At 69.7% G+C, this 16,766-nt stretch carries 17 protein-coding genes and 1 tRNA gene; 8 read left to right on the top strand and 10 right to left on the bottom strand.

What is annotated here, in order from left to right; genetic code table 11:
* Positions 1-46 precede the first annotated feature (46 nt).
* From OIB37_RS18810 to OIB37_RS36315, 4 genes are all read right to left on the bottom strand, one after another.
* Entirely contained in the window at positions 47-595 is a 549-nt protein-coding gene (locus OIB37_RS18810) for an RNA 2'-phosphotransferase (RefSeq protein ID WP_330458761.1), read from the bottom strand.
* A gap of 284 nt (positions 596-879) precedes the next feature.
* On the bottom strand, positions 880-2,127 hold the full coding sequence (gene fmdA / locus OIB37_RS18805; RefSeq protein ID WP_330458760.1) for a formamidase: 1,248 nt from the start codon (positions 2,125-2,127) through the stop codon (positions 880-882).
* Between the two features lie 36 nt (positions 2,128-2,163).
* The gene (locus OIB37_RS18800) at positions 2,164-2,811 is read right to left on the bottom strand and encodes an AmiS/UreI family transporter (protein ID WP_330458759.1); all 648 of its coding nucleotides are present in this window, start codon (positions 2,809-2,811) and stop codon (positions 2,164-2,166) included.
* Between the two features lie 192 nt (positions 2,812-3,003).
* Positions 3,004-3,300 (bottom strand): FmdB family zinc ribbon protein, encoded by a 297-nt coding sequence (locus OIB37_RS36315; protein ID WP_443058173.1) that lies wholly within the window; start codon positions 3,298-3,300, stop codon positions 3,004-3,006.
* A 162-nt stretch (positions 3,301-3,462) separates the two neighbouring features.
* Between OIB37_RS36315 and crcB (OIB37_RS18795) the strand changes: the two genes are divergently transcribed.
* The 3 genes from crcB (OIB37_RS18795) (at position 3,463) to OIB37_RS18785 (ending at position 5,608) form a co-directional block, all read left to right on the top strand.
* Positions 3,463-3,930 (top strand): fluoride efflux transporter CrcB, encoded by a 468-nt coding sequence (gene crcB / locus OIB37_RS18795; protein WP_330458758.1) that lies wholly within the window; start codon positions 3,463-3,465, stop codon positions 3,928-3,930.
* Positions 3,927-4,301: a fluoride efflux transporter CrcB gene (crcB, locus tag OIB37_RS18790; protein ID WP_330458757.1), complete on the top strand. Its 375-nt coding sequence runs from the start codon at positions 3,927-3,929 to the stop codon at positions 4,299-4,301. The genes crcB (OIB37_RS18795) and crcB (OIB37_RS18790) overlap by 4 nt, the downstream gene beginning before the upstream one ends.
* Before the next feature lie 143 nt (positions 4,302-4,444).
* Positions 4,445-5,608 (top strand): NAD-dependent formate dehydrogenase, encoded by a 1,164-nt coding sequence (locus OIB37_RS18785; RefSeq protein WP_330458756.1) that lies wholly within the window; start codon positions 4,445-4,447, stop codon positions 5,606-5,608.
* 127 nt (positions 5,609-5,735) lie between these two features.
* On the opposite strand, the gene OIB37_RS18780 is transcribed toward OIB37_RS18785, so the two are convergent.
* Both OIB37_RS18780 and OIB37_RS18775 read right to left on the bottom strand, forming a co-directional pair.
* Positions 5,736-7,496: an SDR family oxidoreductase gene (locus OIB37_RS18780; protein WP_330458755.1), complete on the bottom strand. Its 1,761-nt coding sequence runs from the start codon at positions 7,494-7,496 to the stop codon at positions 5,736-5,738.
* Positions 7,493-8,335, bottom strand: a complete 843-nt coding sequence (locus OIB37_RS18775) for a M24 family metallopeptidase (RefSeq protein WP_330458754.1) — start codon at positions 8,333-8,335, stop codon at positions 7,493-7,495. The genes OIB37_RS18780 and OIB37_RS18775 overlap by 4 nt, the downstream gene beginning before the upstream one ends.
* A gap of 228 nt (positions 8,336-8,563) precedes the next feature.
* Between OIB37_RS18775 and OIB37_RS18770 the strand changes: the two genes are divergently transcribed.
* From OIB37_RS18770 to OIB37_RS18750, 5 genes are all read left to right on the top strand, one after another.
* Positions 8,564-9,562: an ABC transporter ATP-binding protein gene (locus OIB37_RS18770; protein ID WP_443058172.1), complete on the top strand. Its 999-nt coding sequence runs from the start codon at positions 8,564-8,566 to the stop codon at positions 9,560-9,562.
* Positions 9,552-10,475 (top strand): ABC transporter permease subunit, encoded by a 924-nt coding sequence (locus OIB37_RS18765; protein WP_330458753.1) that lies wholly within the window; start codon positions 9,552-9,554, stop codon positions 10,473-10,475. The genes OIB37_RS18770 and OIB37_RS18765 overlap by 11 nt, the downstream gene beginning before the upstream one ends.
* Positions 10,472-11,383: an ABC transporter ATP-binding protein gene (locus OIB37_RS18760; RefSeq protein WP_330458752.1), complete on the top strand. Its 912-nt coding sequence runs from the start codon at positions 10,472-10,474 to the stop codon at positions 11,381-11,383. The genes OIB37_RS18765 and OIB37_RS18760 overlap by 4 nt, the downstream gene beginning before the upstream one ends.
* 10 nt (positions 11,384-11,393) lie before the next feature.
* Positions 11,394-12,113, top strand: coding sequence for an ABC transporter permease (locus tag OIB37_RS18755; RefSeq protein ID WP_330458751.1), 720 nt, complete (start codon positions 11,394-11,396; stop codon positions 12,111-12,113).
* Positions 12,114-12,375: 262 nt separating this feature from the next.
* Positions 12,376-12,465 (top strand) — tRNA-Ser (locus OIB37_RS18750).
* A gap of 130 nt (positions 12,466-12,595) precedes the next feature.
* On the opposite strand, the gene OIB37_RS18745 is transcribed toward OIB37_RS18750, so the two are convergent.
* The 4 genes from OIB37_RS18745 to pheA form a co-directional block, all read right to left on the bottom strand.
* Positions 12,596-13,009 (bottom strand): hypothetical protein, encoded by a 414-nt coding sequence (locus OIB37_RS18745; protein ID WP_330458750.1) that lies wholly within the window; start codon positions 13,007-13,009, stop codon positions 12,596-12,598.
* A gap of 39 nt (positions 13,010-13,048) precedes the next feature.
* The gene (locus OIB37_RS18740; protein ID WP_330458749.1) at positions 13,049-13,867 is read right to left on the bottom strand and encodes an HAD family hydrolase; all 819 of its coding nucleotides are present in this window, start codon (positions 13,865-13,867) and stop codon (positions 13,049-13,051) included.
* Positions 13,864-15,141 carry a serine--tRNA ligase gene (gene serS / locus OIB37_RS18735; protein WP_330458748.1) on the bottom strand — a complete coding sequence of 426 codons (1,278 nt, stop codon included), beginning with the start codon at positions 15,139-15,141 and terminating at the stop codon, positions 13,864-13,866. The genes OIB37_RS18740 and serS overlap by 4 nt, the downstream gene beginning before the upstream one ends.
* Positions 15,142-15,681: 540 nt before the next feature.
* A complete protein-coding gene (pheA, locus tag OIB37_RS18730; RefSeq protein ID WP_330458747.1) occupies positions 15,682-16,614 on the bottom strand; it encodes a prephenate dehydratase in 933 nt (310 codons plus the stop codon).
* Positions 16,615-16,766: the final 152 nt, after the last annotated feature.

The raw sequence follows: 16,766 nt of genomic DNA, 5'->3' as shown, positions 1-16,766 counted from the left end.
GCCCTCCGGGTCGGCCTCCGGGTCGGCCTCCGGGTCGGCCCGGACGTCAGCGGGGGCCGGGGAAGCGCAGGTAACGCGGTGGTACGGCCCGCGTCAGCCACACCCCGTTCGCGCTGACCTGGAAGACATGGCCGTCGCGGTGCATGGCGCCGGCGTCGACCGCGAGGACGACGGGCCTGCCGCGGCGGGCGCCGACCCGGGTCGCGGTTTCGCGGTCCGCCGACAGGTGGACGTCGTGCCTGCTCATGGGCTTGAGCCCGGCGGCGCGGATCGACTCCAGGGCGGCCGCCACCGTGCCGTGGTAGAGGTACGGCGGTGGGGCCGTCGGGGGCAGACCGAGGTCGACCGAGACGCTGTGGCCCTGGCTGGCGCGGATTCTCGAGCCGTCGATGGCGAAGCGCCGCTTGTCGTTGGCGGCCACGACATGGTCGAGTTCCTCGCGCGTGAACCGGAAGCCGTGGGCGAGCGCCGCGGCGATCAGCGTGTCGATCTCGACCCAGCCGGCCGCGTCGAGGGTGAGCCCGATGCGTTCGGGCTGGTGACGCAGGTGTTTCGAGAGGTACTTCGACACCTTCACCACGCGTCGGTCGTCCATCTCTCCCGCTTGTCCTTCTTTCGTATGGTCAGTATCAGATGCCATTCGGACAGGATGACGGAGAGACGTGGATCACGCAGGTTGTTTTCCTTTCGAGGTTTGATCCACAGCCAACTGGAGTTATCCACACGGGATTTGGGCAAGCTGTGGACAACTCCCCTGTGCTTTCGGGTGATTCGCCAACTTCACTACGTTATGGGGCTGGTGAGGTCGGGGCGCCCAACACCCGTGCCCCGGCCTCGTGTTGATGAACTCCCTTGGGTTGAGGATCCGTTCGCGGCCGGTCAGCTGGTCACCGCGCACTGTCCGCGGTCGGCCTTCGTCGGGCCGGCGGAGGTCGGCCGGACGTCGAAGTCGAAGATGGCGGTGGGGATGTAGAGCGAGCAGCAGGCGTTGGGGATGTCCACGATGCCGCTGATGCGTCCCTCGATGGGGGCGGCGCCTATCAGCAGGTAGGCCTGCTCGCCGCTGAAGCCGAACTTCTTGAAGTACTCGACCGCGTTGAGGCAGGCCCGGCGGTAGGCCAGCGTCGCGTCCAGGTAGTAGTTCGTGTCCGTGTCAGCGTCGACGGAGATCCCGATGAAGGTGAGGAACTCCGAGTAGCGCGGCTCGACGTTGCCGGGCATGAACACGGGGTTGGTGTGGATGCCGTACGTCTCCATGCCGCCCTTGATCAGATCGACGTGGAAGTCGATGAAGCCTCCCATCTCGACGGCGCCGCAGAAGGTGATCTCGCCGTCGCCCTGGCTGAAGTGCAGGTCGCCACCGGAGAACTTGGCGTCCTTGACGTGGACGGGGTAGAAGACCCTCGATCCCCGGGTGAAGTTCTTGATGTCGTGGTTTCCTCCGTTCTCGCGGGCGGGCACGGTGCGCGCGCCTTCCTCGGCGATGTGCCGTGCGAGGTCGCCGGTGGCCTTGCCGGCGAGCGCGTTGGTGACGTCCGGGGGTACGGCGAGCGGCGGGACCCGGTCCGGGTCCGTCTCGATCAGCGCCGCCTCGCGGGTGTTCCAGCGGCCGAGCAGTTCGGCCGACGGGGCGGTGCCGAACAGCCCGGGGTGGGTGATGCCGGTGAAGCGGATGCCGGGCAGGTGGCGGGAGGTCGCCTGCTGGCCGTGGAAGTCCCAGATGGCTTTGTAGGCGTCCGGGAAGTAGTCGGTCAGGAAGCCTCCGCCGTTGGCCTTGGCGAAGATGCCGGTATAGCCCCAGCCCTCGCCGGCCGCGTCCCCCTTCCGCTGCGGTATGGGACCGAGGTCGAGGATGTCGACGACGAGCAGGTCGCCGGGCTCGGCGCCCTCCACGCCTATCGGGCCGCTGAGCATGTGGGGGATGGTGAGGTCGATGTCGCGCACGTCGTTGGCGGAGTCGTTGTCGCCGACCTGGCAGTCGGTCCAGTCACGGCATTCCACGCGGAATTCCGCTCCCGGCTTCACCATGGCGGCTATGGGCACATCCGGATGCCACCTGTTGTGACCGGGCGGGTCCTGGTCGCGCATGGATTTGCTCTGGTCCACTGTGAAGATGACTTCGGGCATGACGGTTTCCTCTTTGATTGTGATGCTTCCGATCCGTTACCGCCGATCCGGTGCGGGCGCGTTCTGGCCGGCATTCGAATGGGCGGAGGCCGGCTCCCGCGATTTCCGGGTGAGCGGCCACAGAGCCGTGAACACCACCACGGCGAAGGCGCCCAGTGCGATGGCGGTCTCGTCGGGGTGTTTCCAGTAACCGGAGAGCAACAGGCCGGCGGGGATCGCGCCGGTGATCCAGCCTTCGATCACCGTGACCCAGCCGACGTAGTGGCGGAGCCTGTCCTGCTTGAGTCCGAGGAGCAAGAAGAACAGGAACCACAAGAATGCCCAGTAGAGCCAGATGACTCCGAATGGGTAGTCCTTGAAGAGGCGGAAATTGACGAACGAGTACCCTAGGGCCGCTACGGCCACGAAGAGCGAATAATAGCCGACACCGGTCAATTCGATGTCGGCGAGGAGGCAGATACCCACGTACAGGTAGGTGAAGCCGAAGAGGTAGATTCCCGACGCCGCAAGTATCTGTTTGGGATCGCTTCCGGCGACGAAGATGAGGTACGTCGGTGTCAGCACCTGGAGTGCGCCTATGAAAAGGTTGAACACCGCTGCCGACCGGGCTTCCACCTTGTCGAGAAGGATCAGCCCGTTCATGAAGAGAACCGCACCGACGAAGAGCAGCCCCACGTTGCCCATGGGGACGCACCTCCTAAGTCCGCGATGAACGCGCTGTGTGGGACGAACGCGCCGTGAGGGATGAACGCGCTGTGCGACGGCCGTTGTGTCAGCGGCGGCCGCGTTCCACGCACCGCGTGGGCTCGGCGTCCGGGTCCGGGTGCCGACGTTCGAGACGTTCTGCCTGGTCTGCCTGGTCGACGACCACCGTCCTCACGGGCGCGGCAACCGCGAGAGCGCGGGATGCGCGGGCGGTCGTGCTCTTCCGCGTGGTGGCGCTTCTCCGCGTGGCGGCACCTCGGACACGATCGCCGGGGCCTCGCGGGACCGCTCCTCCCGGGCATGGAGAGCGGCGACCGCGTGTGGGGTGTGCGCGAGGCCGGGGGCGGAGTACACACGTCTTCCCGCGCCCGCGCAATCGGGGCAACCATAAGCTTTGGGTGCGGTGCCGATCGGCAGCGTCACATCGAAAGAGCCACAGCGGCTGCATAGATATTCATAGGTTGCCATCGGCAGCCTCCGATGCTTTTTCCCCCTTCCAGGAGACGTCTCGTAATTCCTGATGTCAAGGGGGTGTTGTCCTGTCGCAGTGGTCTCAGGACAACAGGGCCGCAGGGGTGTCAGGACAGAGGATTAGTGTGGGATTCACGGACTTATGAGGGGAGCGGCCGTATGACGGGGCTCCCGTGCGACGCGCCCCGGGGTTCGGGCGCCCGCGACAGGCGTGCGCGGGTGATCACCGTGATCCCCGTGATCGTCGTGATCGCCGTGGGCGGGGCACTGGGTGCCTGTGCCCGGTACGAGGCGGCGTTGCTGTGGCCGACCGGCCGGGCGGCCTTCCCCTGGACGACGCTGTGCGTGAACGCGGTGGGCTGTCTGGTCATCGGCGCCTTCCTGGCGGCGATCACCGAGGTGTGGGGTGCGCACCCGTTGCTGCGCCCCTTCTTCGGTACGGGGGTCCTCGGCGGCTTCACGACGTTCTCCACGTACTGCGCCGACATCGAGCGGCTGGTGCGGGAGGGCAGGGCCGGTGTGGCTCTGGTCTACCTGGTGGCGACCGTGGTCGCGGCGCTGGTCTGTGTGAGGCTCGGGGTGACCGGTGTCCGGCTGGGGGTCCGGGCGAGGAGGCGGGTGGGATGAGGTTCCTGCTCGTCGTGCTCGGCGGAGCCCTCGGTGCCCCGCTGCGGTACCTGATCGACCGGGCGGTCCGGGCCCGTCACGACACCGTCTTCCCGTGGGGCACCTTCGCCGCCAACATCGCCGGGTCGGCGGTCCTGGGTGTGCTGACCGGGGCGGCCCTGGCCGGGGTGGCCTCGCCGGGCGTGCAGCTCTTCCTCGGCACCGGCCTGTGCGGTGCCCTGACCACCTACTCCACGTTCTCGTACGAGACGCTGACGCTGGCCGAGGCGGGATCGCGATTTCTCGCGGCGGCCAATGTGCTCGCGTCGGTCGTCGCCGGACTCGGGGCGGTCTTCGGCGGTGTGGCTCTCGCGCAGGCCGTATTCGGATAGCTGGCGCCGCGCCCACCCGGCGGGGTCACTCCCATGTTTTCGACGGGATTGCCGCGTCTGCGCACGCGCGACTAAAGTTGAGGAAAACATCGGTGTCCTGCCCGGATTACCAGGGCCTTTTTCCTCACCGGTGGAGGACGGTCATGGCGAAGATTCTTGCGGTGCTCTATCCCGACCCCGTGGGCGGTTACCCTCCGCGCTACGCCCGCGACGAGATTCCCCGAATCACCGGCTATCCGGGCGGCCAGACCGCGCCGACCCCGCGAGCCGTGGATTTCACCCCGGGCCAGCTCCTCGGCTGTGTCTCGGGAGAACTCGGACTGCGTGACTTCCTGGAGGACAGGGGCGACACCTATGTCGTGACCAGCGACAAGGAGGGGCCCGACTCCACCCTGGACCGTGAGCTGTCCGACTCCGACGTGGTGATCTCGCAGCCGTTCTGGCCCGCCTACCTGACCCCCGAGCGGATCGAGGCGGCGCCGCGGCTCGGACTCGCGATCACCGCGGGGATCGGCTCGGACCACGTCGACCTGCCGAGCGCGATCGCCCACGACATGACGGTGGCGGAGGTGACCTACAGCAACAGCATCAGCGTGTCCGAGCACGCGGTCATGCAGATCCTCACCCTGGTGCACGACTACATGCCCGCCCACGACTGGGTGACCGCCAAGAAGGGCTGGAACATCGCGGACAGCGTCTCGCGCGCGTACGACATCGAGGGCATGGACGTCGGCGTGCTCGGCGCCGGCCGTATCGGCCAGGCGGTGCTGCGCCGCCTCAAGCCGTTCGACGTCCGCCTGCACTACCACGACGTGCACCGGCTGCCCGAGGAGGTCGAGGAGGAGCTGGGGCTGACCTGGCATCCCGACCCGGAGTCGCTGGCCGCCGCGGTCGACGTGCTGTCGATCCACACGCCGCTGCATCCGCAGACGCAGAACCTCTTCGACGACGAGCTGATCGGCGCCATGAAGCGGGGTTCGTACATCGTCAACACCGCACGCGCGCTCATCGTCGACCGGGACGCCGTGGTGCGGGCGCTCGAGAGCGGTCAGCTGGCCGGGTACGCCGGTGACGTCTGGTATCCGCAGCCGCCGCCGGAGGACCACCCCTGGCGCACGATGCCCAACGAGGCGATGACACCGCACGTGTCCGGCTCGACGCTCTCGGCGCAGGCCCGCTACGCGGCCGGCACCCGGGAGATCCTGGAGTGCTGGCTCGAGGGGCGCCCCATCCGCCCGGACTACCTGATCGTGGACGGCGGCGGGCTCGCCGGGTCGGGGGCGCGCTCCTACACGGTCGCCGGATGACGCACCGGGCCGGACGGTCGCCGGAACGGAGAACCGGCGGAGGGCTCACCGGCGGAGGCCTCGGCGGCCGAACCGGCGAAGCCCTCCTCACCGGCCTCCGTGCGAAACGGTGAAGCCCTCACCGGCCTCACAGTTTCGGTTCGACGCGGGCGATCCTCCGCAGCACCCCCGGCATGAACCGCGACAGCAGATGCGCGCCCCGGGCCTCAGGGGTCACCGGGACCACCGCCCGGTTGTGGACCACCGCGTCCAGGATCGCCCCGGCGACCTTCTCCGGCGGGTAGTTGCGCAGCCCGTACAGGCGGGCCGAACTCTTCTGCCGGCGCTGTGCCTCGGCCTCGTCGACGCCGGTGAAGCGGGTCGTGGAGGTGATGTTGGTGTTGACGATGCCGGGGCAGATCGCGGTGACCCCGATGTCCTGCGCGGCCAGTTCGGCGCGCAGGCACTCGGAGAGCATCAGCACCGCCGCCTTGGAGGTGCTGTAGGCGGTCAGCGCCCGGGAGGGCTGGAAGGCGGCCGCGGAGGCGATGTTGACGATGTGGCCGCCCTGGCCGCGCTCGGCCATGCGCGCGCCGAAGAGACGGCAACCGTGGATCACACCCCACAGGTTGACGTCCAGGACCCTGCGCCAGTCGGCGGGGGTGGTGGTGAAGAAGGAGCCCGACAGGCCGATGCCGGCGTTGTTGACCAGCACGTCCACCACGCCGTGGTCGCGGTGCACCTTCTCGGCCAGCTTCTCCATGGCCTGCTCGTCGGCGACGTCCACCGTCTCCGCCCAGGCCTCGGGCGCGCCGATCAGGCGGGCCAACTCGGCGGTGCGGGCGGCCGCTTCGGCGTCGCGGTCGACGGCCACCACGCGGGCGCCCGCTTCCGCGAACGCGAACGCCGTCGCCCGGCCGATGCCGCTGCCGGCGCCGGTGACGAGCACCAACTGCCCGTGGAAACGGTCGGAGTGGTGTCCGGCGGAGGCCACCTCGGTGCGGCCGCCGTCGACGGCGGTCACGAACTCGTCGATCCAGGCGGCCACTTGGTCGGGGCGGGTGCGCGGGATCCAGTGCTTGGCCGGGAGGGTGCGCCGGGTGAGCCGCGGGACCCACTGCTCCAGGTCGTCGTAGAGCCGCTCGGACAGGAACGCGTCCGCCTGCGGGGTGATGAGCTGCACGGGCGCGTGGGCGTGCGCGTCCGGGCGCGGCCTGCGCAGCCGGGAGCGGACGTTGTCCCGGTACAGCCAGGCGCCGTGCGCGGCGTCGGAGGCGAGGGACGGGGTCGGGTAGTCGCCGGCGGGTATCTTCTCGGCGCGCTGGAGGATCTTCGGCCAGCGTTTGCCGAGGGGCCCGCGCCAGGCCAGCTCCGGCAGGGCGGGAGTGTGCAGCAGGTACACGTACCAGGACTTGGCGCCCTGGCCGAGGAGCTGTCCCACCCGGCGGGGCGTCGGACGTTTCACGCGCGCGTTGATCCAGTGCCCGAAGTGGTCGAGGGACGGCCCGGACATGGAGGTGAAGGAGGCGATACGGCCCCGGGTGCGGGCGACCGTCACGAACTCCCAGGACTGCACCGAGCCCCAGTCGTGCCCGACGAGGTGCACCGGGCGGTCGGGGCTGACCGCGTCGACGACGGCGAGGAAGTCGTCCGTGAGCTTGGCCAGGGTGAAGCCGCCGCGCAGCGGCCGGGGTGCCGTGGAGCGGCCGTGGCCCCGGACGTCGTAGAGGACGACGTGGAAGCCGTAGCGTTCGGCCAGGCGGACGGCGACCTCCGACCAGACCTCCTTGCTGTCCGGGTAGCCGTGCACCAGCACCACCGTCGGCCGCGTGGGGTCGCCCAGCTCGGCGACGCACAGCTCGACCCCGCCGGTCCGTACCCGGCGCTCTCGCGCGCCCTTCAACGTCACTTGTCCTCCGCCCAGCGCCGCGTGTGCGGCAGATCGTCGTCCAGCCAGAAGGCGCTCTCCGCGGGGTCCCGGGAGTCGGTGACCACCAGGATCTCCTCGAACTTGGCGCCCGTCCCTCTGAAGCCGAGGTGGGGTTCGACCGCCCACAGGCCCGGTCGCGGGGGGTGGTCGGAGAAGCGGTACGGCGACCACAGGGGCGACCAGCCCTCGCGGTGACCGTGCAGCGCGTCGCTCGCCAGTCCCTTCAGGGACTGGGTACCGAAACCGAACAGGTGTGCGGATAGGCGGCGCTGCCGCACCCGGTCCACCTTGTGGGCGATCACGCCGAAGGGATAGGCCCGGTGCCGGTTGGCGTAGCCCTGGCGGACCATGAGGCGGTCCACGTCCTCGTAGATCTCGCGCAGCGGGCGCCGCTCGCGCACCTCGCGCAGGATCAGCTCGCGGTGCGCCCGAAGGTCGGCCATGAGCCGGGCCTGCACCGGGTGGTCGCCGAGCGCGCCCGAGTAGCCGATGTCCGCCGTGAAGCCCTCGTGCACCGGGGCCATGTCCAGGATGAACGGCATCCCGGGTTCCAGGGCGCGGTCGGTCGGGAAGAACTGCAGCGGGACGCGGAAGCCCGTGAACGCCGTGCGGTCGCCGAACCAGGCGAAGGGCAGGTGGAACCAGTCCCGTACCCCCCGCTCGTGCAGCCACCGCCGCTGCATGCGCGCCGCCTCGCGCTCGGTCACGCCGGGCTCCAGGCGTGCCGCGACCGCCTCCGCGCACTCGTAGGCGAGGCGCTGCACCCGCCTGAATCCCCGCAGTTCCGCGGAGAGTTCGCTGCTCACTGCCGTCGTCATCCCGCCCGCCCCGTCCTGTTCCGTCGACTGCGGTACGCGTCCGTAACGTGACACCGGTGAATGTCGCAGTTGTTAGAGGCGGCGTCAATAGGGGGATCAAGGGCCGTGGGCGGTGCGCGCGGAGGGTGGCCCCCGAGGGGCGTCTCTCAGGGTTTCCCTCATCCTCACGTAAGGGCGCCGTAATACTCGGGGCTGACGTGAAGACGGCTCTGAGGTCTGACGACCGGCATGGCGGAGGTCACTACCGTCAAAGGCGTGACTGTGATCGCGACCGAAAGCCTGAGCAAGCGGTTCCCCCGGGTGACCGCGCTCGACCGGCTGTCCGTGGACATCGGAGCCGGTGTGACCGGACTCGTCGGAGCCAACGGCGCCGGCAAGTCGACCCTGATCAAGATCCTGCTGGGTCTGTCCCCCGCCACGGAGGGCCGCGCCGAGGTGCTCGGCCTCGACGTGGCCACCGAGGGCGCCGCCATCCGCGAGCGCGTGGGCTACATGCCGGAGCACGACTGCCTGCCGCCCGACGTCTCGGCCACCGAGTTCGTCGTGCACATGGCCCGCATGTCCGGCCTGCCGCCCACCGCCGCGCGCGAGCGCACCGCGGACACCCTGCGCCACGTCGGCCTGTACGAGGAGCGCTACCGCCCCATCGGCGGCTACTCCACCGGCATGAAGCAGCGGGTGAAGCTCGCCCAGGCCCTGGTGCACGACCCGCGGCTGGTCTTCCTGGACGAGCCGACCAACGGCCTCGACCCGGTCGGCCGCGACGAGATGCTCGGCCTGATCCGCCGCATCCACACCGACTTCGGCATCTCGGTCCTGGTCACCTCCCACCTGCTGGGCGAGCTGGAGCGCACCTGCGACCACGTCGTCGTCGTCGACGGCGGCAAGCTGCTGCGCTCCTCGTCCACCACCGACTTCACGCAGACCACGACGACCCTCGCGATCGAGGTCACCGACAGCGACGATCACCCCGACGGCACCCGCGCGGTCCGCGAGGCGCTGCACGCGCGCGGGGTGGCAACCGAAGGCGACGGCGACGGCCTGCCCGGCGCCGGACACATCCTGCTGCTGACGGCCACGGGCGACGAGACGTACGACCTGGTACGCGACGTCGTCGCCGACCTCGGACTCGGCCTGGTGCGCATGGAACAGCGCCGGCACCGCATCTCCGAGGTGTTCACCAGCAGCGACGAGCAGCACAAGGAGGCCGTCGGCCATGGCGGTTGAGCAGCCCCTCCAGCCGGCGGTGACACCGGCCGGCGACCAGACCCGCATCCACGACATCGGCTACCGCGGCTACGACGGCCCGCGCCTGGGCCGCGCCTACGCCCGCCGCTCGCTGTACTCGCAGTCCCTGCGCGGCTCCTACGGCCTCGGCCGCTCGGTGAAGTCCAAGGTGCTGCCGATGCTGCTGTTCGCGGTGATGTGCGTGCCCGCCGCCATCATGGTCGCCGTCGCGGTGGCCACCAAGGCGCACGAACTCCCGCTGCCCCACGCCTTCACCCGCTACGCGATCGTCATGCAGGCCGTGATCAGCCTGTACGTCGCCTCGCAGGCACCCCAGGCCGTCTCGCGCGACCTGCGCTTCAAGACCATCCCGCTGTACTTCTCGCGGCCCATCGAGACCGCCGACTACGTCCTGGCGAAGTTCGCGGCGCTCGCCTCGGCCCTGTTCATCCTCACCGGCGCCCCGCTGATCGTGCTCTACGTGGGCGCGCTGCTGGCCAAGATGGGCTTCGCCCACCAGAGCGAGCAGTTCGGCGAGGGACTGGTCTCCGTGGCGCTGCTCTCGCTGCTGTTCGCCGGCATCGGCCTGGTCATCGCCGCCGTCACCCCGCGCCGCGGCTTCGGCATCGCCGCCGTGATCGCCGTGCTGACGATCTCCTACGGCGCGGTCTCCACGCTCCAGGGCATCTCCGACTTCAACGGCCACACCGGTGCCGTGCCCTGGATCGGCCTGTTCTCGCCCGTCACGCTGATCGACGGTGTGCAGTCCTCCCTCCTCGGCGGCGGCTCCTCCTTCCCCGGCGGAACCGGCCCCTCCACGGGAGAGGGAGTGGTGTACGTCCTCGCCGTCCTCGGCCTGATCGCCGCGTCCTACGGCCTCCTGATCCGCCGCTACAAGAAGGTCGGCCTGTGACAACACTCAGCATCGACCACGTCTCCCGCTGGTTCGGCAACGTGGTCGCCGTCAACGACATCACCATGACCGTCGGCCCTGGCGTCACCGGCCTGCTCGGCCCCAACGGCGCCGGGAAGTCCACCCTCATCAACATGATGGGCGGCTTCCTCGCCCCCTCCACCGGCACGGTCACCCTCGACGGACAGCCGGTGTGGCGCAACGAGAAGATCTACCGGCACATCGGCATCGTCCCCGAGCGCGAGGCGATGTACGACTTCCTCACCGGCCGCGAATTCGTCGTCGCCAACGCCGAACTGCACGGCCTCGGTGAGAAGGCGGCCGCGCGGGCGCTGGCCACGGTCGAGATGGAGTACGCGCAGGACCGGCAGATCTCCACCTACTCCAAGGGCATGCGCCAGCGCGTGAAGATGGCGAGCGCCCTCGTGCACGACCCGTCGCTGCTCCTGCTCGACGAGCCCTTCAACGGCATGGACCCGCGCCAGCGCATGCAGCTCATGGACCTGCTGCGGCGCATGGGCGACGAGGGCCGCACGGTGCTGTTCTCGTCCCACATCCTCGAAGAGGTCGAGCAGCTCGCCTGGCACATCGAGGTGATCGTCGCCGGCCGGCACGCGGCCAGCGGCGACTTCCGCAGGATCCGCCGCCTGATGACCGACCGCCCGCACCGCTACCTGGTGCGCTCCAGCGACGACCGCGCCCTCGCGGCCGCGCTGATCGCCGACCCGTCGACGTCCGGCATCGAGGTCGACCACGCGGAGGGCGCGCTGCGCGTCCAGGCCGTCGACTTCGGCCGCTTCACCGCGCTGCTGCCCAAGGTCGCCCGCGACCACGGCATCCGGCTGCTCACGGTCTCGCCGTCCGACGAGTCCCTCGAGTCCGTCTTCTCGTATCTCGTCGCGGCGTAGGAGGCCGAAGATGTACGACCCCACCGTCGCCCGGCTCACTTATCGGGCCCTGCTCGGCCGCCGCCGGGCCCTCATCCTCGGCGCGCTGCCGATGCTGCTGATCGTCATCGCCGTCGCCGTGCGCCTCCTGTCCGGCGCCGACGACCAGACGGCCGCCGACGTCCTCGGCGGTTTCGCGATCGCCACCATGGTTCCGATCATCGGCGTCATCGCCGGCACCGGGGCGATCGGCCCGGAGATCGACGACGGCTCCGTCGTCTACCTGCTGTCCAAGCCGCTGAAGCGGCCGGTGATCATCTTCACCAAGCTGATCGTGGCCATCGCGGTCACCATGGTGTTCTCCGCGCTGCCGACCCTGATCGCGGGCCTGATCCTCAACGGCAACGGCCAGCAGATCGCCGTCGCCTACACGGTCGCCGCGCTGGTCTCCTCGATCGCCTACTCCGCGCTGTTCCTGCTGCTGGGTACCGTCTCGCGGCACGCGGTGGTCTTCGGACTGGTCTACGCGCTCGTCTGGGAGACGCTCTTCGGCTCCCTGGTGCCCGGCGCGCGCACGCTCAGCGTCCAGCAGTGGTCTCTGGCGGTCGCCCACAAGGTCGCCGGCGGGGACCTCGTGACCTCCGACGTCAGCCTGACGACCGCCACGGTGCTGCTGGTCGCGGTCACCGTGCTGGCCACCTGGTACGCCGGGCAGAAGCTGCGCTCGCTGAAGCTGGCGGGCGAGGAGTAGGCAGGCCCCACGGGCCCGCGCTAATTCGGTTGCGTCCCGATCGGTGGGCAGGGCACATTGGTGGTGCCCCACCCGCCGGGACGGACCCGGCGTCACCGACTGGGAGAGGAGCACGGCGATGCCCATGCACGGCAGTACGCCCAGCTCCCGACAGGGCAGCCCGAGGCCGGCTCCGGAGTAGCCATTACCTCTCCGCAGCCGCCGACTGCCCGGGGCGGCCGCTTCGAGCACGCGATGTCGCTCTCGCGTGGGCCGCCCACCCGGAGGATTGGCCGAGTGGTAAGGCACTGGCTTGCTGAGCCAAGGTCGGGCTGGAAAGCCCGCGCACGTTCGATCCGTGCATCCTCCGCCAGACGTTCCGCCCCGTGTGTCGACAGACATCCCGCGTGTGTCGGCAGACGTATCGCCAGACGTTCCGCCCCAGGTTCCGCCCTGTGCTCCGCGGCATTCCCTCCGGGGCGACGGACAAGGTCACCCCGTGGTCACTCCGACTGGGCCGCCGCACGCTGGTCGGCGATCCTGTCCAGCTCGCGCATGGCCTCCGCGTGAGCGCTCATCCGCCTGCTCACCACCCCCGTGGTGACCAGCGCGGCACCCACGACCGACACCGGCACCGACAGGCCCAGCACGAGGAGCGCCTCGGGCCAGTCCCGTTCGTCCGCGCAGTAATCGCCCCGGTAGACACCCTCGTTGGCGGTGCCGCGGTCCGTGAACAGGCGCGCCTCGCACTGCTTCGGGTACTGGTCGTCGGGTTCCCGGTCGACCTGGTACGGCGTGAGCAGCAGTACGGCGCACCAGGTCCACAGCAGGCCCGCCACGCCGAGCAGGACGACGCCCCAGGTGCGTATGCGTGCCGAGCCGTCGCGGAAGTCGAGGTCGTACTCGCGTGATCGCATGGGCGCCGAATGTAGCAGCGCCCGGTACCGACCGGGGCCTCAGCCCAGCAACCGCTCCAGGACCACCGCGATGCCGTCCTCCTCGTTGGAGGCCGTCACCTCGTCCGCCACCGCGCGCAGGTCGTCGTGGGCGTTGGCCATGGCCACGCCGTGGGCGGCCCAGGCGAACATGGGGATGTCGTTGGGCATGTCGCCGAAGGCGATGGTGCCGGCGGCCTTCAGGCCCAGGCGGCGGGCCGCCAGGGACAGGCCCGTGGCCTTGGACAGACCGAGCGGCAGCAGCTCCACGATGCCCGCGCCGGCCATGACGGCGTTGACGAACCCGCCGGCCACGCGCTGGGCCGTCTCGGCCAGCTCGTCGTCGCTCAGCGTCGGGTGCTGGATGTAGATCTTGTTCAGCGGCTCGGCCCAGAGATCGGACGCGTCCGTGAACGGGGTGGCAGGGAGCTTGCCTACGGGCGCGTAGCCCGGGCCGACGATCACGTCGCCGTCCAGGCCGGCGCGGCTCGCCGCCAGGTACAGCGGGCCGACCTCCGCCTCGATCTTCGCCAGGGCCACGCCCGCGAGCTGCCGGTCAAGGGTCACGGCCGTCAGCAGGCGGTGCTGCCCGGCGTCGTAGACCTGGGCGCCCTGTCCGCAGACGGCGAGGCCCTCGTAGCCGAGGTCGTCGAGGACGTGCCGGGTCCAGGGGGCCGCGCGGCCGGTGACGACGATGTGCGCGGCGCCCGCCGCGGTGGCCGCGGCGAGGGCGTCACGGGTGCGCCGCGAGACCGACCCGTCGCCACGCAGGAGCGTGCCGTCGAGGTCGGTCGCGATCAGCTGGTACGGGAACCTCCCGGAGGGAACCACGGGGCTCACTTGGCGACCGGCTCCAGGACCTCTCGGCCGCCGAGGTACGGACGCAGCACCTCGGGCACGTACACGGAGCCGTCGGGCAGCTGGTGGTTCTCCAGGATCGCCACGATCGTGCGCGGTACGGCGCACAGGGTGCCGTTGAGCGTGGCCAGCGGCTTGACCTGCTTGCCGTCGCGGACGCGGATCGACAGGCGGCGGGACTGGAACTCGGTGCAGTCCGACGTCGAGGTCAGCTCGCGGTACTTGCCCTGGGTCGGGATCCACGCCTCGCAGTCGTACTTACGGGCGGCCGAGGCGCCGAGGTCACCGGTGGCGACATCGATGACGCGGAACGGCAGCTCCAGCGAGGTCAGCCACTGCTTCTCCCACTCCAGCAGGCGCTGGTGCTCGGCCTGCGAGTCCTCCGGAGCGACGTACGAGAACATCTCGACCTTGTCGAACTGGTGGACGCGGAAGATGCCGCGGGTGTCCTTGCCGTGCGAACCGGCCTCGCGGCGGAAGCACGGGGAGAAGCCGGCGTAGCGCAGCGGCAGCTTGCTCGCGTCGATGATCTCGTCCATGTGGTACGCCGCGAGCGGGACCTCGGAGGTGCCGACCAGGTACAGGTCGTCCTTGTCGAGGTGGTAGACGTCCTCGGCCGCCTGGCTGAGGAAGCCCGTGCCGGCCATGGACTGCGGGCGCACCAGCGCCGGGGTCAGCATCGGCGTGAAGCCGGCCTCGGTGGCCTGCGCGATCGCCGCGTTCACCAGGGCCAGCTCCAGCAGGGCGCCGACGCCGGTGAGGAAGTAGAAGCGGGAGCCGGAGACCTTGGCGCCGCGCTCGACGTCGATCGCGCCGAGGATCTGGCCGAGCTCCAGGTGGTCCTTGGGCTCGAAGCCCTCGGCGCCGAAGTCGCGGATCGTGCCGTGCGTCTCCAGCGTGACGAAGTCCTCCTCGCCACCGACGGGCACGTCGGGGTAGACGAGGTTGCCGAGCCGGAGCAGCAGCTGCTGGGTCTCGGAGTCGGCCTCGTCGCGCTCGGCGTCGGCGGCCTTGACGTCGGTCTTCAGCTGCTCGGCACGCTTGAGCAGCTCGGCCCTCTCCTCGGGAGTGGCCTTGGGGATCAGCTTGCCGAGCTGCTTCTGCTCGGCACGCAGTTCGTCGAAGCGGACGCCGGACGACCTGCGCCGCTCATCGGCAGACAGGAGGGCGTCGACGAGTGCGACGTCCTCTCCACGGGCGCGCTGGGACGCGCGCACACGGTCGGGGTCCTCACGGAGCAGGCGAAGGTCAATCACGAGGCCAAGGCTACCGGTGCGAGCTCGCGGGCCACGACCCAGTATTGCGGCTCGCGCCCTACGTCGCGCCATGGCGCGATTGCGCAGAGTGCCGGGCGAGGTCAATAAAGGCCGTCTCATTCCCTGGAACGGGGCAGGCGCCGGACCCCTGGTTGACCGGACTCCCTTGTCTGGCGCGGCACTTGGGGACGACGTTGTCCACAGGAATCCACATCCTGGCCAAAGTTATCCACAGGCTGTGAGGAAAGTCTGTGGATTTCGGAATTGATCACTCCGGAACTGTCGTCCCCACCTGGGAATTGTCGGTCCAGCGTGCCATGACACCCACTTTCGGATGGAAAGGGGTCGCCCTAAAAGGTGAACCAATGGAAACGGGTGGACGAAGGGTGATCTGCGCACCCGTGACCTCTCTTGCGGGCTGTAGGGCGATTTGTCGACCGAGCGGCATGTTGTTATCGACTTGTCCCCAGGTCGAGAAGCTGACCTGTGGATAACTTCTGTGGATAACGAAGATACGCAGGTAGTACCGGCGGAACGGGGCTAGAAACGGCCGTCCTGGCAGCGCGCCACCCAGTCGGACGCGGCCACGAACTCCTCGTCGGAGGTGCCGGGCAGCGTGGGCCGACCCTCGCCCGGCCTGATGTCGGCGCGGGGATAGGAGCCGAGGAAACGCACCTGGAGACAGATCCGCTTCAGCCCCATCAGCGCCTCGGCCATCCGCCGGTCGGAGATATGCCCCTCGGCGTCGATGCAGAAGCAGTAATTGCCGATGCCCGCACCGGTCGGCCGGGACTGGAGCAGCATCAGGTTGATCCCCCGGCTGGCGAACTCGCCGAGCAGATCACGCAGCGCGCCGGGGTGGTCGTCCCGCTGCCACAACACCACCGAGGTCTTGTCGGCGCCGGTCGGCGCGGCGGGCCGGGCGGGCCTGCCGACCAGCACGAACCGGGTCTGCGCGTTCTCCGCGTCGTGGATCTCGGTCTCCAGGGCCTCGAGGCCGTACCGGGCGGCCGCGAACTCGCCCGCGAAGGCGGCGTCGTACTGGCCCTCCTGGACCAGACGCGCGGCGTCCGCGTTCGAGGTGGCCGACTCCCAGTGGGCGTCCGGGAGGTTCTTCCTGAGCCAGTTGCGGACCTGCGGCTGGGCGGCCGGGTGCGCGGAGACCGTCTTGATGTCCGCGAGCTTCGTGCCCGGCCGGACCAGCAGCGCGAAGGTGATCGACAGCAGCACCTCGCGGTAGATCATCAGCGGCTTGCCGGCGACCAGCTCGTCCAGGGTGGTGGTGATGCCGCCCTCGACGGAGTTCTCGATCGGCACGAACGCGGCCTCGGCCTCGCCGGTCCGCACCGCGTCCAGTGCGGACTGCACCGACACGTACGGGATCAGCTCCCGGGTGGCCGCCTCGGGAAGCGTGCGCAGGGCGACTTCGGTGAAGGTGCCTTCGGGACCGAGATACGCATAGCTCGCTGGCATGTCCTCACCCTAATGGCCGCACGGGAGCCCGGCTCATGCGTCTCACGACAGCCACCCGTGCGGGTGGTTTCAACCCCGGAACTTCACCCGAACGGCCCTGGGCTGCCCTTCGGTCGTCCCTCGGCCGTCCCTGGGCCGCCCTTGGACTTGGG

It is taken from the genome of Streptomyces sp. NBC_00820 (assembly GCF_036347055.1).
Classification (GTDB): domain Bacteria; phylum Actinomycetota; class Actinomycetes; order Streptomycetales; family Streptomycetaceae; genus Streptomyces.
Note: the sequence above shows the minus strand (reverse complement) of the source record. Positions and strands in the feature narration are given on the sequence as shown.

Excerpts from the sequence above, each read along its gene's own strand:
- crcB (WP_330458758.1), top strand. The coding sequence starts at position 3,463 with ATGACGGGGCTCCCGTGCGACGCGCCCCGGGGTTCGGGCGCCCGCGAC.
- OIB37_RS18745 (WP_330458750.1), bottom strand. The coding sequence starts at position 13,009 with ATGCGATCACGCGAGTACGACCTCGACTTCCGCGACGGCTCGGCACGC.
- pheA (WP_330458747.1), bottom strand. The coding sequence starts at position 16,614 with ATGCCAGCGAGCTATGCGTATCTCGGTCCCGAAGGCACCTTCACCGAA.
- OIB37_RS18810 (WP_330458761.1), bottom strand. The coding sequence starts at position 595 with ATGGACGACCGACGCGTGGTGAAGGTGTCGAAGTACCTCTCGAAACAC.
- OIB37_RS18770 (WP_443058172.1), top strand. The coding sequence starts at position 8,564 with ATGGCGGAGGTCACTACCGTCAAAGGCGTGACTGTGATCGCGACCGAA.
- OIB37_RS18800 (WP_330458759.1), bottom strand. The coding sequence starts at position 2,811 with ATGGGCAACGTGGGGCTGCTCTTCGTCGGTGCGGTTCTCTTCATGAAC.
- OIB37_RS18785 (WP_330458756.1), top strand. The coding sequence starts at position 4,445 with ATGGCGAAGATTCTTGCGGTGCTCTATCCCGACCCCGTGGGCGGTTAC.
- OIB37_RS18755 (WP_330458751.1), top strand. The coding sequence starts at position 11,394 with ATGTACGACCCCACCGTCGCCCGGCTCACTTATCGGGCCCTGCTCGGC.
- crcB (WP_330458757.1), top strand. The coding sequence starts at position 3,927 with ATGAGGTTCCTGCTCGTCGTGCTCGGCGGAGCCCTCGGTGCCCCGCTG.
- OIB37_RS18765 (WP_330458753.1), top strand. The coding sequence starts at position 9,552 with ATGGCGGTTGAGCAGCCCCTCCAGCCGGCGGTGACACCGGCCGGCGAC.
- OIB37_RS36315 (WP_443058173.1), bottom strand. The coding sequence starts at position 3,300 with ATGGCAACCTATGAATATCTATGCAGCCGCTGTGGCTCTTTCGATGTG.
- OIB37_RS18775 (WP_330458754.1), bottom strand. The coding sequence starts at position 8,335 with ATGACGACGGCAGTGAGCAGCGAACTCTCCGCGGAACTGCGGGGATTC.
- fmdA (WP_330458760.1), bottom strand. The coding sequence starts at position 2,127 with ATGCCCGAAGTCATCTTCACAGTGGACCAGAGCAAATCCATGCGCGAC.